This is a genomic window from Bradyrhizobium sp. F1.13.3, assembly GCF_040548265.1.
In the GTDB taxonomy this organism is placed as follows: domain Bacteria; phylum Pseudomonadota; class Alphaproteobacteria; order Rhizobiales; family Xanthobacteraceae; genus Bradyrhizobium.
This window is the reverse complement of record NZ_JBEPRI010000014.1, coordinates 185,904-202,068: the sequence shown is the minus strand read 5'-3', so window position 1 is coordinate 202,068 and position 16,165 is coordinate 185,904. Positions and strand designations below refer to the sequence as shown.

General features: G+C 63.7%; 17 protein-coding genes and 1 pseudogene. 10 read left to right on the top strand and 8 right to left on the bottom strand.

What is annotated here, in order from left to right; genetic code table 11:
* Positions 1–52: 52 nt before the first annotated feature.
* Positions 53–697: a glutathione binding-like protein gene (locus tag ABIB66_RS31710; RefSeq protein WP_275169619.1), complete on the bottom strand. Its 645-nt coding sequence runs from the start codon at positions 695–697 to the stop codon at positions 53–55.
* Between the two features lie 116 nt (positions 698–813).
* Between ABIB66_RS31710 and ABIB66_RS31705 the strand changes: the two genes are divergently transcribed.
* Positions 814–1,458: a TetR/AcrR family transcriptional regulator gene (locus ABIB66_RS31705; protein WP_354204681.1), complete on the top strand. Its 645-nt coding sequence runs from the start codon at positions 814–816 to the stop codon at positions 1,456–1,458.
* A gap of 113 nt (positions 1,459–1,571) precedes the next feature.
* Here ABIB66_RS31705 and ABIB66_RS31700 read toward each other — a convergent pair whose 3' ends face one another.
* Positions 1,572–3,539 carry a methyl-accepting chemotaxis protein gene (locus ABIB66_RS31700; protein WP_354204683.1) on the bottom strand — a complete coding sequence of 656 codons (1,968 nt, stop codon included), beginning with the start codon at positions 3,537–3,539 and terminating at the stop codon, positions 1,572–1,574.
* A 118-nt stretch (positions 3,540–3,657) separates the two neighbouring features.
* Positions 3,658–4,623 carry a 2-hydroxyacid dehydrogenase gene (locus ABIB66_RS31695; RefSeq protein WP_275169616.1) on the bottom strand — a complete coding sequence of 322 codons (966 nt, stop codon included), beginning with the start codon at positions 4,621–4,623 and terminating at the stop codon, positions 3,658–3,660.
* 143 nt (positions 4,624–4,766) lie between these two features.
* Here ABIB66_RS31695 and ABIB66_RS31690 point away from each other — a divergent pair, with 143 nt between their 5' ends.
* The 4 genes from ABIB66_RS31690 (at position 4,767) to ABIB66_RS31675 (ending at position 7,530) form a co-directional block, all read left to right on the top strand.
* Positions 4,767–5,135: a YciI family protein gene (locus ABIB66_RS31690; protein ID WP_275169615.1), complete on the top strand. Its 369-nt coding sequence runs from the start codon at positions 4,767–4,769 to the stop codon at positions 5,133–5,135.
* The gene (locus ABIB66_RS31685; RefSeq protein ID WP_275169614.1) at positions 5,132–6,442 is read left to right on the top strand and encodes an RNA polymerase sigma factor; all 1,311 of its coding nucleotides are present in this window, start codon (positions 5,132–5,134) and stop codon (positions 6,440–6,442) included. Before ABIB66_RS31690 ends, ABIB66_RS31685 begins: the two co-directional genes overlap by 4 nt.
* A 99-nt stretch (positions 6,443–6,541) precedes the next feature.
* Positions 6,542–7,078 carry an SRPBCC family protein gene (locus ABIB66_RS31680; RefSeq protein ID WP_354065926.1) on the top strand — a complete coding sequence of 179 codons (537 nt, stop codon included), beginning with the start codon at positions 6,542–6,544 and terminating at the stop codon, positions 7,076–7,078.
* 38 nt (positions 7,079–7,116) lie between these two features.
* The gene (locus ABIB66_RS31675) at positions 7,117–7,530 is read left to right on the top strand and encodes a VOC family protein (RefSeq protein WP_354256910.1); all 414 of its coding nucleotides are present in this window, start codon (positions 7,117–7,119) and stop codon (positions 7,528–7,530) included.
* A gap of 107 nt (positions 7,531–7,637) precedes the next feature.
* On the opposite strand, the gene ABIB66_RS31670 is transcribed toward ABIB66_RS31675, so the two are convergent.
* From ABIB66_RS31670 to ABIB66_RS31655, 4 genes and pseudogenes are all read right to left on the bottom strand, one after another.
* On the bottom strand, positions 7,638–7,991 hold the full coding sequence (locus ABIB66_RS31670; protein ID WP_275169611.1) for a hypothetical protein: 354 nt from the start codon (positions 7,989–7,991) through the stop codon (positions 7,638–7,640).
* Between the two features lie 529 nt (positions 7,992–8,520).
* Positions 8,521–8,958, bottom strand: coding sequence for a hypothetical protein (locus ABIB66_RS31665; RefSeq protein WP_275169610.1), 438 nt, complete (start codon positions 8,956–8,958; stop codon positions 8,521–8,523).
* A gap of 82 nt (positions 8,959–9,040) precedes the next feature.
* Positions 9,041–9,830, bottom strand: a pseudogene (locus tag ABIB66_RS31660) (SDR family NAD(P)-dependent oxidoreductase).
* A gap of 118 nt (positions 9,831–9,948) precedes the next feature.
* Positions 9,949–11,613: a methyl-accepting chemotaxis protein gene (locus ABIB66_RS31655; RefSeq protein ID WP_275169608.1), complete on the bottom strand. Its 1,665-nt coding sequence runs from the start codon at positions 11,611–11,613 to the stop codon at positions 9,949–9,951.
* A 314-nt stretch (positions 11,614–11,927) separates the two neighbouring features.
* Between ABIB66_RS31655 and ABIB66_RS31650 the strand changes: the two genes are divergently transcribed.
* The 5 genes from ABIB66_RS31650 (at position 11,928) to ABIB66_RS31630 (ending at position 14,713) form a co-directional block, all read left to right on the top strand.
* Positions 11,928–12,290, top strand: a complete 363-nt coding sequence (locus ABIB66_RS31650; protein ID WP_354065931.1) for a nuclear transport factor 2 family protein — start codon at positions 11,928–11,930, stop codon at positions 12,288–12,290.
* A gap of 100 nt (positions 12,291–12,390) precedes the next feature.
* Entirely contained in the window at positions 12,391–12,798 is a 408-nt protein-coding gene (locus ABIB66_RS31645; RefSeq protein WP_354065933.1) for a YciI family protein, read from the top strand.
* A 66-nt stretch (positions 12,799–12,864) separates the two neighbouring features.
* Positions 12,865–13,230 carry a YciI family protein gene (locus tag ABIB66_RS31640; RefSeq protein ID WP_354065935.1) on the top strand — a complete coding sequence of 122 codons (366 nt, stop codon included), beginning with the start codon at positions 12,865–12,867 and terminating at the stop codon, positions 13,228–13,230.
* A gap of 136 nt (positions 13,231–13,366) precedes the next feature.
* Entirely contained in the window at positions 13,367–14,107 is a 741-nt protein-coding gene (locus ABIB66_RS31635; protein ID WP_063994768.1) for a TetR/AcrR family transcriptional regulator, read from the top strand.
* Positions 14,108–14,227: 120 nt separating this feature from the next.
* Positions 14,228–14,713 (top strand): DUF2852 domain-containing protein, encoded by a 486-nt coding sequence (locus ABIB66_RS31630; protein WP_007596323.1) that lies wholly within the window; start codon positions 14,228–14,230, stop codon positions 14,711–14,713.
* A gap of 189 nt (positions 14,714–14,902) precedes the next feature.
* On the opposite strand, the gene ABIB66_RS31625 is transcribed toward ABIB66_RS31630, so the two are convergent.
* Positions 14,903–16,066: an acyl-CoA desaturase gene (locus ABIB66_RS31625; protein WP_354256907.1), complete on the bottom strand. Its 1,164-nt coding sequence runs from the start codon at positions 16,064–16,066 to the stop codon at positions 14,903–14,905.
* Between the last annotated feature and the right edge of the window lie 99 nt (positions 16,067–16,165).

Sequence of the window (16,165 nt, the reverse complement as noted above, 5' to 3'; positions counted from 1 at the left end):
AACCGGTCGTCCCGGCCGCATTGGCCGGAACGACGGGTCGTTTCGAGTGCCGCTACGCCGCAGCCTTCTTCCGCGCCTGCTCGGCCTTGTACAGCTCGAACTCTTCCGCGATCGCTTTGGCGATCGACGGCCGTTGACGCAGGCGTTCGTAATAGGCCTTCACGTTCGGCCATTTGGCGAGCTCGATCGGCGGCGTCGCCATGGTCCAGTTGATGACCGTGACGAGATAGGCGTCGGCGACGCTGAAATGGTCGAGCAGGAAGTCGCGCCCCTTCAGGTAATTGTCGAGATAGTCCAGCCGCGACAGGTTCTTCTCCAGCGCATAGGCTTTCGTCTCCTGCGGCGCCTTGCGGTCGAGCACCGGGATGAACAGGCCCTTGTGCAGCTCGGTGCCGATGAAGCAGAGCCATTGATGCAGCCGCGTGCGATCGATGCCCGCTGCGGCGCCGAGGCCCGATTGCGGGAAGCGGTCGGCGATATATTGCAGGATCGCGGCGTTCTCAGTTAGCACCACGCCCTCATCGGTCCGCAGTGTCGGCACCAGGCCGATCGGGTTCACGGTTCGAAAGTCAGTGCCGTCGCTCAGCACTGTCTTGGTCGGCGGGTCGACTTCGAGATAATTCGCTTCGGCGCCGGCTTCATAAAGCGCGACGCGGGTCGCCATCGAACAGGCGAGCGGCGAGAAATAAAGATCCATCTTGAGCCTCCTTGGGCAATTCCTCGATGTGACTTCTGGAGTGTCGCTCAACCCGGCCAGATTGATTTTTGTACTGTCTTGCATATTATAGCGGCGGTCAAGGATTAAATTGCGAAATGGTACAAAAACAGAAGCCGCCAGCTGCTGCCAGCGAACCCAAACGCCGCGGCCGTCCGCGCGCCTATGAGCCCGACGTCGCGCTTGGCAAGGCGCTCGACCTGTTCCGCACGCAGGGTTTCGCCGCGACCTCGCTCGACGATCTCAGCGAAGCCACCGGCATGAATCGCCCGAGCCTCTATGGTGCCTTCGGCGACAAGCGCGAGCTCTACATCAAGAGCTATCAGCGCTACCGCGAGGAAGCGCGCGCATCGATGGTGGAGATCTTTCGCCAGGAGATGCCCGTGCGCCAGCGGCTGGAGCGCATCTTCGCCGCCGCGCTGAACATCTATCTCTCCGGCGAGGCCGGCCCGCGCGGCTGCTTCACCGTGGTCACGGCGGCTTCCGAGGCGGTCGGCGATCCCGACATCCGCGCGATGGTGCTCGATGGCCTCAACGAGCTCGACAAGGCATTTGCGAGTTGCTTCCGCCGCGCCAAGGAGAAAGGCGAGTTGCCCGAGAGCGCCGATCCCGCCGTGCTGGCGCAGCTCGCTTCAGCAACCGTGCACTCAATCGCTATTCGCTCCCGCGCGCGTGTGTCGCGGAAGGAGCTCGAGGCGATCGTAAAGGGGACGATCGACGTGATAGTGGGAGGAAAGAGCTAGATCCACCGAATCTGGTTTGGCGAAGATTTGGAGTTGACGCCGTCGCGCCGCAGTTCCTCATTGGGGTAATGGGTCCTGGCTTTCGCCAGGACGACACTGAGTTTGTAGCCTCGCTACGCAGCGCGAATATGCGCGAGGAAACGATCCACCTCGTCGCGCAGCCGCTGCGATTGTTTTGACAGCTCGATCGCCGAGCCCAGGACTTCCTCCGCTGCTGTTCCCGTCGCGGCGATGCCGGCGGTGACGCCCGCGATGTTTTGCGAAACCTCGCCGGTGCGAGCGGCTGCCTGCTGGACGTTCTGCGCGATCTCCTGCGTCGCGGTGCCCTGCTGGCCGACGGCGGCGGCAATCGCCGCGGAGATCTCGTCGACCTCCTGGATCGTGGCGCAGATCGACTGGATGCCGTCCACCGCGCCGGTGGTCTCGCCTTGGACCGCCGTCACCTGCGCGCCGATCTCCTCGGTCGCCTTGGCGGTCTGGGTTGCCAGCGCCTTCACCTCGGAAGCGACCACCGCAAAGCCGCGGCCGGCTTCGCCCGCGCGCGCCGCCTCGATCGTCGCGTTGAGTGCCAGCAGATTGGTTTGCTCGGCAATGCCGCTGATGAAGGAAACGACGTCGCCGATTTTCTGCGCGGCGTCGGCCAGACTCTGCACGCGCTCATTCGACCGTCGTCCGTCGCTCGCAGCTTTGCCGACCACCGCGGTCGCGTGCGCAAGGCGCCGGCTGATCTCTGTCATCGACGACGACAGCTCTTCCGCGGCGGCAGCAACCGTCTGCACATTCTCCGAGGCGAGCGCCGAGGCCGACGACACCGTGCCGGTCTGCTGCCGTGACCGCTCGACGATATCAGACATCGAGCGCGCCGTGTTCTCCATCTCGACCGCGGCCGAGGAGACCGTGGTGACGACGTCGCGGATGCTGGCTTCGAAATTGTCGGCGAGCGCGGCGAACGCGCGTCGCTTCTCCGCTTCGGACTGCACCTTGGCCTCGAGCTGATCGGTCTGGAGCTTGTTGAAGCTCATCGCATTGTCACGGAACACCGCGACCGCCCTCACCATCGCGCCGACCTCGTCATTCGCCTTGCTGGCGGGGACGGCAACATCGAGATGTCCGTCGGCCAACTCGCGCATCACCGTGGTGATGGAGATAATCGGACGCGAGATGCTGCGGGCGATGAGATAGCCGACGATTGCGGCGAGCACGAGCCCGAGCGCGGCGATGCCGAATGCCAGCAGCCAGGCACGGTCGGCAGAGGCCACATAGTCGGCATTATCCATCACCAGTTCGACCGCGCCGAGGGGCTTGCCGGAAAAATCCCTGATCGGTCCGAGCAGCGCGGCCACCGGCGTTGTGTCGAGCTTGGCCTGCCGCATCGTGAAGTCACCGCCGGCGGCGCGGCCGTAATCGGTCGCGTCGAAGAAGCTCTTGCCCTTCAGCGTGCCGCCGAACAGCTTGAAGCCGCCGCCGTCCGCGAGATGGAAGGCGATGTCGACATGGCGGTTGGTCTTGAAGTCGTCCAGGAAGGACTGGCCGAAGGTCAGGCCAAATTCCACTGAGCCGAGATGCTTGCCGCCTTGCGCGATCGGCACCACGCCGCGGATGCCGAGCCCGGCCAGGCCGCCCTCCAGGCCAACCACGACCTTGTGCTCCTGATTGGCCATGATCACGGTTTTGCGGAAGCCGGAGAGGTCATCGCCGAATTTAGCAGGCTGGTGCACGCGCAGGAACGAGGTCGCGGGCGCCACGTGGAACTGGAACTGTTCGACTCCGTACTCCGATTTGGTCGCGGCAAACACCGGCCCGAACAGGCTGACCAAGGCATTGCGATCCTGCTTGGCCATCGCGTCCTGCGTCGCCGGCATCGCGGCGACGACGGCGCTCATGGCGGCGGCGCGGCGGGACTCCTCGGCGATGCGCGATTGCAGGGCATCGTAATGGCTGCGCAGCTCGCGCTGGTCGGCGCGGTCGATGATCCCCGCGATGATCCACATTGCACCGAGCACCGCAAACAGCGCGGTCGCGGCAGCCGTCACCGCCAGCGCAACCGTGATCCGCATCCTGAGGCCGAGCGTAAAGCGCATGTCCGACTCGTTCGTTGAGCGTTGATTAACAACGCGTATCAACTTCTCGCTAAGAGAGGGTGAACGGGATACCGGCCGGCGATCAGTGATTTTACGGGCTCGGGTGGCACATGAGGTCTCAATACCCCCGCGCCCGGTCCACCACGTTCTCCAGCACACCACCCGCCTCGAACCGCGCGATCTGCTCAGCGACATAGGCCGAGATCGCATCGGCGTCGGTATCGGCGGCGTTGTGCGGGGTCAGCAGCACCTTGGGATGGGTCCAGAACCGGCTGTCGTTCGGCTGCGGCTCCTGCACGAAGACGTCGAGCGAGGCGGCGCCCAGCGTGCCGTCGTCGAGGCAGGCCAGGATGTCGGCTTCGTTCTGAAGGCCGCCGCGGCCGGCGTTGATCAGCACGGGCGCACCGAGTGGGCTTTTGCGGTTGAGCTTGGTGAAGACGTCGCGGTTGAGGATGCCGTGTGTATCGGGCGTCAGCGGCAACAGGCTGACGAGAATATCGGTCGTGCGCAGGAACGCGTCGATCTGCCCGGCGCCATGGAAGCATTCGACGCCCGCGATGGTGCGCGGGCTGCGGCTCCAGCCGGCGACACGGAAACCAAGCCGCCGCAGCACTTCGGCCGCATCGGTGCCGAGCGTGCCCAGTCCCATGACACCGACCGTGACCGCGCTCGCCGGCCATTGATAGGTCGGCTCCCAGCGCTTTTCGCGCTGCGACTGGCGCAGATAAAGCTCCTGGCGGTGGTGCATCAGCACGTGCTGAACGACGTATTCGGTCATGCGGCCGGTCAGATCGGGCACGGCCACGCGCACCAGCGGCACGTTCGGAAGGCTCTTGTCCGCCATCAGCGCGTCGACGCCGGCGCCTAGATTGAAGATCGCACGCAGATTGGGGAAGGAGCCGAGATCGCCCGGCACCGGCTTCCACACCGCGGCATAGTGCACCTCGGCCGGATCGAGCCCGGCATCGGGCAGCAGCACCACGCGGCGGCCGCCGCCGACCGCGTCGAACCGGGCCTTCCAGCGCTCCGGCAGCCAGTTTTGCTGCGTGCTGTTGATCAGGACGGCCAGTGTGCCCACTGTCATTCGAAGTGCCTCTTGAGGTTCCGCTTTGATGGCCCTCCTTGCCACGATCTGTCGGATTTTTCTTGCAATTTTTTTCCGCAGCCGTGTCGGGGCGAGGCATAGTAGATCGTCTTCAAAACAAGCGTTCAGAGAAGGTACTGCCCATGCTTTATGCGATCCTTTGCTATCACGACGAGGACTTCGTCGGCTCCTGGAGCAAGGACCAGGATGAAGCCGTGATGAAGAAGCTCGCCGTGGTGCAGGAGAAGCTGACACAGCAGGGCCGGCTCGGCCCGGTGGCGCGGCTGCTGCCGACCACTGCGGCAGCGACGCTGCGCAAGGAAGATCCGCCGTTGGTGCTCGACGGCCCCTATGCGGAGACCAAGGAGCAGTTGCTCGGCTTCTATATCGTCGATTGCAAGAACCTCGACGAGGCGCTCGACGTTGCGCGTGACCTCGGATCGGCCAATCCGGGTGGCGCCTATGAGGTACGCCCGGTAGGCGTGTTCAGGCCCGGAGGGAATCTGACGTGAGCGAGGCCGATACCGCCTGGATCGAGACCGCGCTGACCTCGGCGCGCCCCCAGGCGGTCGGCGCGCTGCTGCGCTATTTCCGCGATCTCGACACCGCCGAGGAAGCGTTTCAGAACGCCTGCCTGCGCGCGCTGAAGACCTGGCCGCAGAACGGACCGCCGCGCGATCCCGCGGCCTGGCTGATCATGGTCGGCCGCAACGTTGCGATCGACGAGGTGCGCCGCACCCGCAAGCAGCAGCCGCTGCCGGAGGACGACCAGGCGATCTCCGATCTCGACGACGCCGAGGGCGCGCTCGCCGAGCGGCTCGACGGCTCGCACTACCGCGACGACATTTTGCGACTGATGTTCATCTGCTGCCATCCAGGGCTGCCGGCGACGCAGCAGATCGCGCTGGCGCTCCGTATCGTCTGCGGCCTGACGGTGAAGCAGATCGCGCGCGCCTTCCTGGTGTCGGATGCGGCGATGGAGCAGCGCATCACGCGTGCCAAGGCCAAGGTGGCGGAGGCCGGGACGCCGTTCGAAACGCCGGGCGCGGTCGAGCGTTCGGAGCGGCTCGCCGGTGTGGCCGCGATGATCTATTTGATCTTCAACGAGGGCTATTCCGCGAGCGGCGACACCGCCGAAATCAGAAAACCGCTGTGCGAGGAAGCGATCCGGCTGGCGCGGCTGCTGCTGCGGCTGTTCCAGAGCGAGCCAGAGATCATGGGGCTCACGGCGCTCATCTTGTTGCAGCATGCTCGCAGTGCCTCGCGCTTTGCCGCGGATGGCTCGCTGATCCTGCTGGACGACCAGGATCGTTCGCTGTGGAACGGCACGATGATCGCGGAAGGCCTCGCGCTGATCGACAAGGCGATACGCCATCGCCGCAGCGGGCCCTACCAGATCCAGGCAGCGATCGCCGCGCTGCATGCCCGCGCGTCGACGCCTGAGGAGACCGACTGGGCTCAGATCGACCTGCTCTATGGTGCGCTGGAGGTGGTGCAGCCGTCGCCGGTGGTGACGCTCAACCGCGCGGTCGCGATTTCCAAGGTGCGCGGCCCGCAAGCCGCGCTCGACCTGATCGAGCCGCTGGCGCCAAAGCTTGCCAATTACTTCCATTTCTACGGCGTGCGCGGCGCTTTCCTGATGCAGCTCGGCCGCAACGACGAAGCCCGCATCGCATTCGACCGCGCCATCGCTCTCGCCAACACGTCCGCAGAAGCGGCTCACATCCGCATGCATCTCGATCGCCTGATCCGGGACAGCCAGCCCAAGGTCGCAAATGGCGGCGCAAGGCAAGACGCCAAAGTCAAGGCGCCAAGGTGACGTAGGGAGCGCCTGCTTCGGGCGTAGCAAAATTTCCGCCTCGCCTTGTCGGGCCCGGCGCCCTCCCTTCGTCCTAGGACCGTATCCAGGGAGCCATTCATGCTGAAAGCTATTGCCGTCATCGCCGTCCTGTTCGTAGTCGGAATCGTGGGCGTGCTCGTCTTCGCCCTGACGAAGCCCGACACATTCCGCGTCGAACGCAGCCTCGCCGTGAAAGCGCCAGCCAATGCGATCTATCCGCAGGTCGCCGATTTCCATCGCTGGACCGCCTGGTCACCCTACGAGAACCGCGATCCTGCGATGAAGCGGACGTTTGGCGGCACCGCGCAAGGCAAGGGCGCGACCTATGCCTGGGACGGCAACAACAATGTCGGCGCCGGCCATATGGAGATACTCGAGGCGAGTGCGGCGTCAAAACTCCGCATCAAGCTCGATTTCGAGCGGCCTTTCGAAGGCCACAACACCGCCGAGTTCACCTTTGTGCCGCAAGGCGATGCCACACTGGTCACGTGGGCGATGTCCGGTCCGGCCCCGTTCCTGTCTAAGGTCATGCAGGTGTTCATCAACATGGACAACATGATCGGCAAGGATTTCGAGGCCGGCTTGGCGAGCCTGAAGAAGCTCACCGAGAAGTAGCGCCGTCACCCCGAACGAAAGCCAAAAGGAGAGAAACGATGCTCAATGCATATCTGTTCTACCAGGACACCTGCGAGGTGGCGTTCAATTATTACGCCAAGGTTCTCGGCGGCAAGATCGATGCCATGATGCGTTCGTCGGACGCACCGCCGGACATGGCGGCTGCGCCCGGCCGCGAGAAGACGATCATGCATGCGCGGATGTCGCTGCCCGACGGCGGCGTGCTGATGGGGTCGGATGCGCCGCCCGAGCATTTTCACAAGCCGCACGGCTTTTCGATCTCGCTCACGGTCGCGGACCCCGCGGAGGGCGAGCGCAAGTTCAACGCACTCGCCGATGGCGGTAAGGTCACCATGCCCTTCAGCAAGACCTTCTGGGCCAAGGGTTTTGGCATGTGCGTCGACAAGTTCGGCATTCCCTGGATGGTGAACTGCCCGGCCGAGGGAATGTGACAGGCGCGATCGCCTGACGCGCCAAGCGGCGATCCCCTCTCCCTGACGACGCGGGAGAGGGGCGCGCATGAGGCCGTTGCGTCATGCGCCGATCGACAGCATGTCCATCAGCGGATTGATCCTGTCACGTCATTGCTCGGTGATTGGGACGACGGAACGCAGCGCGGGCAGATCACGAGCTTGGTCCCGAGCTGCCTGTCGTTCTCCGCTTCGATTTCGTCATGGATTGCCCACCACGCCGCGGAGTACGGGCGCAAGGTGCCGAGTACTTTTTCCCGCTCCTGATTCGGATCACTCGCCGCGGGAGCTTGGGTCGCCACACGACGCTTCATGACAGAGGGACGGTTCGGATCCTGACCGAGGCCGTCCCATGCGATCGGACGGCGTTCCTGCGCAGGCGCGACCGCGCATCCCATGAGTGTTGCGCAAAAAGTGAGCAAGACAAAGCCGTGTCGCATCATGCCGGACCCTTGGGTGTTGTATGCGACGCGCCAACTCCGCTTGCCGAAGCTTGCGTCGCACCGCTCAAATGGAACCTAAGGGAAACGCGTGGCCGACATGGCCGAATATGGATTCTCCTGTCGCACCACATTGCGAGAGCAGTGAGGCCGCTTCGTGAAATGATGCGGACCGCATCGCACAACAACTGGCGCAATATTAGGCTGTGAACTCCGGGACAGAATCGTTATTTATTTCGTCATAAATCTAAAAACTGGGGCGGGCGGACTTGGAAGGGGAGCGACCGATGGCGGCGGCGCTGCAGATCAACTTTGCACTTTGGGGTATGCTCATCTGCGCGAGCATGGAATTGAGCCAGCTGATCCAGAGTTATTATTAGGGCTCACGAAGCGCGTGACCGGCCCAATTTTGCCGGCGCGCTTGTTTGCTGGCTCACGAAGCAACGCGATGAGCGTGAAGCTGACGCTCGCGATCATCGAAACGATGTGGTTGCGCGGCGCTGCGGTGCGGGCGCTTGGGTCCGCCTGATCATCACCGGCAGCGCGGATAGATCGCGGCGAGGTCGCGCCCCTTCAGCAGAAGCAACCGCGACGACAGGCCGCCGCGGCGGCTGATCCAGTCGCGCACCGGGCCGGGATAGGCCGCAAGCACCGCATCTGATGCTTCCGGCTCGGCGTAGAAGCGCCCGCGTCGATCGACCGAGCGCGCCGCATGGAAGCCGAGCACGGCACGCTTGGTGACGCAAATCCGCTCGCCCGGCACGATGCTCAGCAACAGCGTGCAGGCGGACAGGCAGGGACCGTCGATCACGACGCGCTCGCCGCTCTCGCGCACCTTCTCGAACAAATCGAGGAACGGCCCGACCTGTCCCCCGGGCGACTGGATGATGCGGATTTCGGCCAAGGCAGGCGTGGCGGCGAGCAGCGCGGATGCGAGCATCAAGGCCTTGATGAGGGTGACGCGTCGCATGAAGCCTCCGCGAATTCGAGTCCATAGGATAGGTCAACGAGAAGAGGTGGGTGACGCTTCGCTAAGCCAACCTACGCCGTGTCTATCCGTTCCGCCGTTCGCCGCGCAGCGTCGGCAGGCCGATGCCCGCCGCATCGAAGCCGCCATCGACGGCCAAAATTTGGCCGGTGATGTAGCTCGATCGTTCCGAGCAAAGGAAGTAGATCGCTTCGGCAAGTTCCTCTTCCAGGCCGTAGCGGTTGAGCGGGATGGCGTCGTGATAGTCGGCGCGGATCTCCCTGGTGTGCACCTGCTTTGCCATCGCGGTGTCGACCGGCCCCGGCGCGACCGCGTTGACGCGGATGTTGAGGGACGCAAGCTCGACCGCGAGCTGCTTGGTGAGGTGCGCGAGGCCCGCCTTGCTGGTGCCGTAGGCCGAGCGCAGCGTCGAGGCGCGCACCGCCGAGATCGAGGTGATGTTGACGATGGCACCGCCATTGCCGTCGCGCATCAGCGGCACCGCCGCCTTGGTGCAGAGGAACGGACCGAGTGAGGTTGACCTCGAGCACGCGCCGCCAGTCGGTCTCCGACGTCTCCATCAGCGGCGCGAACACGGCAATGCCGGCATTATTGACGAGCGCGTCGAGCCGGCCAAACCGCCGTTCGAGCATCGCCATCGCGGCGGCAACCGCGGCTGCGTCCGAGACGTCGCAGGTCAACGCCAGCGTGGTCTCGTCCCGGCCGATCTCGGCGACCGCGCGGCCGAGCAGCTCACCCTCGATGTCGAGCAGCGCCACCCGCCAGCCCTCGGTCAAAAACTTCTTCGCGGTCGCAAGCCCGATGCCACGCGCGGCTCCGGTGACGAGGGCGATTTTCTGCGGGGAGGCGGTCATAGCTTATCCGTGGTTCGGGAGTTGAGGCGGTCTCCCTACCATGAAAGCCGTGAGGAGACGCGACAAACTATCGCGCCTTTGCTCTTCGAGGCTCTCCTTTTGCGGCCGCGCAGGGCGCCTAAGCAAGCTCCGCCGTGGCGCGCTGCATGTTGGCCGACATGTCGGCCGTCACGATGCTCTGTTCCTCGACCGCGGCGGCGGTGGAGGCGATGAACTCGTTGACGCCGGCGATCGCGACCTTGATCGCGGTCAGTGAGCTTGCAACGTCGCCGGAGATGGTGTTCAGCGCGTCGATTTCGGAGGTGATGGTGTCGGTCGCCTGCTTGGCCTGGTTGGCGAGGCTCTTCACCTCGGAGGCGACCACGGCGAAGCCGCGGCCGGCTTCGCCCGCGCGCGCCGATTCGATCGTGGCGTTGAGCGCGAGCAGGTTGATCTGGCCGGTGATGCCCGAGATCATCTCGACGATGCCGCTCATCGCCTGCGCCGCCGCGTTCAGCCGCTGCGCTTGGCCGTCGGCGGCCTCGACGCGGGTGGTCGCGACCTTCGAATTCTCGCGTGACTTTGCCATGGTCGCGGAGATCTCGCGAATCGAGGCACTCATCTCTTCGCTGCCGGCCGCGACCGCCTCGATCAGACCGCGCGCGTTGTCGGCCTTCTTGCGGCCGATCGCCTGCGCGGTGATGTCGGTGGCATATTTCACCACCTTGTAGGGTTTGCCGTTGAGGTCGAGGATCGGGTTGTAGGACGCCTGGATCCAGATTTCGCGGCCGCCCTTGGCGATCCGCTTGTATTCGGCGGCCTGGTATTCACCGCGGTTGAGCGTCTCCCAGAACTGGCGATAGGCCGCCGAATTCTTTTCGTTCGGCTCGATGAACATGGAGTGGTGCTGTCCCTTGATCTCCGCCAGCGAATACCCCATCGCCTTCAAGAAATTCTCGTTGGCGGTGCGGATGGTGCCATCCATGTTGAACTCGATCACCGCTTGCGATTTCTGGATCGCGGCGAGCTGTCCGTCATTGTCGGCCGCCTTCATCTTCTGCGCGGTGACGTCGGTCGCGAATTTCACCACCTTGAACGGCTTGCCGGTCTCGTCGAGGATAGGGTTATAGGTCGCCAGAATCCAGATTTCGCGTCCGCCCTTGCCGATCCGCTTGTATTCGGCGGCTTCGAACTGGCCGCGGTTCAGCCGCGCCCAGAAGTCGGCGTAGGCCGAGCTCGCGCGATCTTCCGGCGTGACGAACATGCTGTGGTGCTTGCCCCGGATTTCGTCGAGCGAGTAGCCCATTGCGCCCAGGAAATTCTCGTTGGCGGCGACGATGGTGCCGTCCATGTTGAATTCGATCACGGCCTGGGCACGGCTGATCGCGGCGATCTTGCCCGCGTCCTCCATGGTCTTGACCTTGTATGCCGTGATGTCGGTGGCGAACTTGATGAAGCTCACCACCTTGCCGTTCTCGTCGCGCAGCGGCGCGTAGGAGGCGTGGACCCAGACTTCCTTGCCGTTCTTGCCGAACCGCTTGTATTGCGTGGTCTGGAACTCGCCGCGGTTCAGGCTGGCCCAGAAGTCGCGGTAACGGGCGCTCTCCCGTTCAGTCGGGCTGACGAAGATACTGTGATGCTTGCCCTTGATCTCCGAGAGCGAATAGCCGCTCATCTTGAGGAGATTTTCATTGGCATCGAGAATGGTGCCGTCGAGGCCGAATTCGATCACGGCCTGGGACCGGTCGAGCGCCTCGACCTCCGCGACTGCGTGCCTGACTTTCTTGCTCTGGAAATTGAACACGTAAGCTCCGCGTCATGCTGAGGGGCGAATCAGCCGGATTGTCATACCGTTCGCTCAAGCCGAAAAGTTGCATGCTGTTCTTGAGCAACTGTAAATTCCTGCACGAGGCGGCACCCGTTCAGTCATTTCACGTGCGCGCGCCATGTTGCTCAGGTCGCAAGCATTCTCGATTCATATGCACGGCGGAGTTCATAGGAGGCCCGTATTTGTACGGCCGCCGCGTTGCATTATTTTTCGCATGGTTGAAGCCGTGCTCGATGTCGGCGCGGCCGTGCGTCGACCGTCTTCAAGACGATTGTCCATGGAACCGCTCGATGACCGACCCCGAACACCTGATTCGAGACCTCTTCGCCGCCTATCTCGGCAACGACCGGCAACGGGTCGCCGACGCGTTGGCGGACGACTTTCGCTTCACCAGCCCGTTCGACGACGACCTCGAGAAGGCGGCCTATTTCGAGCATTGCTGGAGGGACACCGGCTGGATTGCGCGGCACGACATCGAGCGGATTTTCGTCCAGGGCGACGAGGCCTTCGTCACCTATCTCTGCTTGGCGACAGATGGCAGGAGCTTTCGCAACACCGAGTTCTTCACCTTCGCCGGCGGCAAGGTTCGTCGTATCGAGGTCTATTTCGGCGCTGCCCGGCAGGACGGTCGTTTCCTGCCGCAGGCGCGCTAGCGGCCAGCGCAATCATCTCCAGAATAATTTTCGTCACCTGTCGGTTTCGTCAAGGTTCGCTCGTCTTGGGTAAGGGCGACTAAGCAAGCAAGGAACCTCCATGCGATTCATGATGCTGATGATCCCGCTCGGCTACGAGACCGCGCCGCCGGATGTCCAACTCGATCCCGAGCGTGTCGCCGCGATGATGCGCTACAACGAGGCGCTGAAGGACGCCGGCGTGCTGATCACGCTCGACGGCCTGCATCCGCCGTCGATGGGTGCGCGCGTCTCCTTTGCGACCGGTGAGCCTGTTGTGACCGACGGCCCCTTCACTGAGGCCAAGGAAGTCTTGGGCGGCTACTGGATGATCGAGGTCGATTCGCGTGGCGAGGCGATCGCCTGGGCCAAGAGATGCCCGGCCTCAGCGAACGAAATTATCGAGATCCGGCAGGTGCAGGAGATGGTCGATTTTTCACCCGAGGTGCAGGAGGCTGCCGCCGGGTTTGCCGACCTGAGGAGCAAATAACCAAGGCGACCGCCGCGGCCGAAGTCCCGAATTTTTCTCCAACCCACCAAACCTGAGGACACCCCCATGAGCACCGAACACACGTTTCTCGCCGTCTATCTTGGCAGCATGACCGGCACGAAAATGGCAGCCTGGCACGCGATGCCTGAGGCTGAACGGAAGGCGAAGGAGCAGGAAGGCATGGCTGCCTGGCACGGCTGGGTCGAAAAGCACAAATCCGTCATCGTCGAGATGGGAGGCCCACTCGGCAAGACCCGCAGGATCGACGCCGGCGGTGTCACTGAGGTCAGCAATGCGCTGACCGGCTTTACGGTGGTGCGCGCGGCCTCGCAGGAGGCCGCTGCAGAACTGTTCAAGAACCACCCGCATTTTGCGATCTTCCCGGGCGAATCCATCGAGGTCATGCCGGTGCTGCCGATCCCGGGGCGTTAGTCCCCGGGGCGCCAGGCCTGGCATCATTCCGGGGTCCGATGGTTCGGATCGGCCCGGAATGACTGCGGGAAATACGGGCTGATCAAACCGTTGCCGCTAGTGACCTTCATGCCCGGCTCATGTAAAGCTCGTTCACATGAGCTGGCGCAAGGAGACGCGCCGCGCCGAGCGCGGCTATCACCACGGCAATCTGAAGGAAGCCCTGTTGCAGGCCGCCCTTGGGCTGATCGCCGAGAAGGGCGCGGCCGGCTTCACCTTTGCCGATGCCGCGCGCATGGCCGGCGTCAGTGCGGCGGCGCCGTACCGGCATTTTCGCGACCGCGAAGAACTGCTGTCCTCCATCGCGCAACGCGGCTTCGAGCAGTTCGAATCGCGCCTGACCGCGGCCTGGGACGACGGACGGCCCGACACCGTCACGGCGTTCGAGCGTGTCGGCAGGGCCTATCTCGCCTTCGCCCGCGAGGAGCCCGCGTTCTATAACGCGATGTTCGAATCGGGCGTGCCGGTGGATTCCAATCCGGCGCTGCAGGCCGCCAGCGAGCGTGCTTTCAACATTATTCGTGCCGCGGCGGAGCGGCTTGCCGCGCTGGCGCCACCGGGCACGCCGCGGCCGCCGGCGATGATGATGGCGTTGCACATCTGGTCGATGGCGCATGGTGTGGCCTCGCTGTTCTCGCGCGGCGATGCCGCGCGTCGAAAGCTGCCGATGTCGCCGGACGAGCTGCTCGAAGCTGAGGTGCTGATCTATCTGCGCGGTCTCGGCTTCCCGACCGATCGCCGTCCTCCGGCGAAAAGCGCCGAGCCGCCGCCGGTGCCACCGGAGGCATCCTCCGGTTCAGGCGTGCCGCCCGGTGGCCCCTGGGGCAAGCCGAAATAAAGTTACCCAAATAATTCCCGCGCCCTGTCAGGCGGTCGGCTTGACAAAATCGCGGGATGATCTACCTATGTAAATGTTATTTACATTCACAACGGCGCTGATGCCGTCATGGAGAGGGAAATGGCCTACACCGCTGATGTCAATCGATGGCGCGGCCCTTCGGACCAACACTACGAGCGCCCCCACATGCTCAATACGCCCTGGCATCCCGGCTGGATCGCCGTGACCATCCTCGGCTTCATCATCTGGTGGCCGATCGGACTTGCCCTTCTCTTTTTCACACTCGGGAGCAGAAGAATGTCGTGCTGGAGCAACCAGGATCGCTGGCAGAACAAGATGGAGCGGATGCAGTACAAGATGGACCGTATGCGCGGCCGAATGGAGCGCCACGGTTTCGGCTTTGGCTTCGGCCCGCCCTCGAGCGGCAACCGCGCCTTTGACGAGTACCGCACCGAGACGCTGCAGCGGCTCGAGGAGGAGCAGGTCGAGTTCAAGAACTTCCTCGACCGTCTGCGTCACGCCAAGGACAAGGAAGAGTTCGACCAGTTCATGGCGCAACACAAGACACGCCCGACCCCGCCGCCGACCGACCAGCAGCAGGGTTGATCTCAAGGTTGATCTCGGGACTGACGCCTCTCAAAGCCGTCAGGCGCATGCCCCCAAAGTCCTGATGGCCCCGAGCCGCCCGCCTGCGCAACCCGCAGGCGGGCGGTTTGGTTTTGGGAATGCGCGGCAGGCCGCCGCGACCGTCTGGAAAGTCCTGGCCCGGAGAGCCCCGGTCCGGAGAGACCTTGGTCAGCGCGCCGTGGCGAGCTGCGCGCGAACCGACTCCAGGAAGTGTTCGTAAGCGTAGTCCACGATCTCATTGAGTGATCGCGTTCGCGCGAACATCGCCTTGGCCTCGGCGAGAAACTCCTCGCGGGTCGGAATCTTCGGCAAATGCAGATGCGTCAGTGCATCGACGCCTTCGTGCGCGCGACTTAAGATCTCGTGCATCGTCGGCAGTTGCAACTGGGCCAAATCGGCCCGGCGTAGTGCTGACGAGATCGCGTGCGCCAGTGTCTGCGCATCGAACCGTCCGGCCAGCTCGCGGGCCGCCCGGTTGATGACGCGTGCGCCGAGCGGCTGCTCGTTGCGCAGCACCTGCTCGGGCGGCGATTTCATGTTCCAGACAACGCCGAACCAGGACAGCACCTTCAAGATGTAATAGGTGACGTCGATTTCCCACCAGCGAAAGCCTTGCCGCACGCTGCTCTGATAGGCGTGGTGATTGTTGTGCCAGCCCTCACCGAGGGTGAACAAGGCCAGCAGCCAATTGTTGCGGGAATCATCGCCGGTCACGTACCGCTTGCGTCCATGCACATGGGCGAGGGAGTTGATGCAGAACGTCGCATGATAGACCAGCACGGTGCTCCACAGGAAGCCGACGACGAGACCGGACCATCCGGCAACCAGGAAGCAGAGCGCAGCCAGCGTAACGGCCGGCAGCAGCTCCAGGCGATGCAGCCACATCAGCTCCGGATAGGCGGCGAAATCGCCGACTTTCACGAGGTCGGTGCCATCGTGCTCCCGGTAAAAAATCCAGCCGAGATGGCTGTAGAGGAAGCCTCGATGACGCGGCGAATGCACGTCGTCTTCGGTATCGGAATGGAGATGATGATGTCGATGCTTGGCCGCCCACCACAAAACGCTTTTCTGCGCGGTGCTTTGCGCGAGCCAGGCCAGGATGAACTGAAACACCCGGCCGGTTGCAAAAGCCCGATGGGAGAAATAGCGGTGATAGCCTGCTCCGATTGCGAACATGCGCACGACATACAGCGAGGCGCAGATCGCGAGGGCTTGCCAGGTAACGCCGGTCCAGATGGCTGCAACGCAGCCGAGATGGACCAGCAGGAACGGCAGGGCGGAGGGATACATGATGTCGTCGTGTTGGTCGTCGGCGGAGGCGTTGGGCGACATGTATTGGCGTGACCTTGGATGACGGGGATTCGGGATTCGCTTCGGCAGCACTGAGAGCCGCTGTGTACGACAAACCCGGGGATGCGGACCACTGCGGGG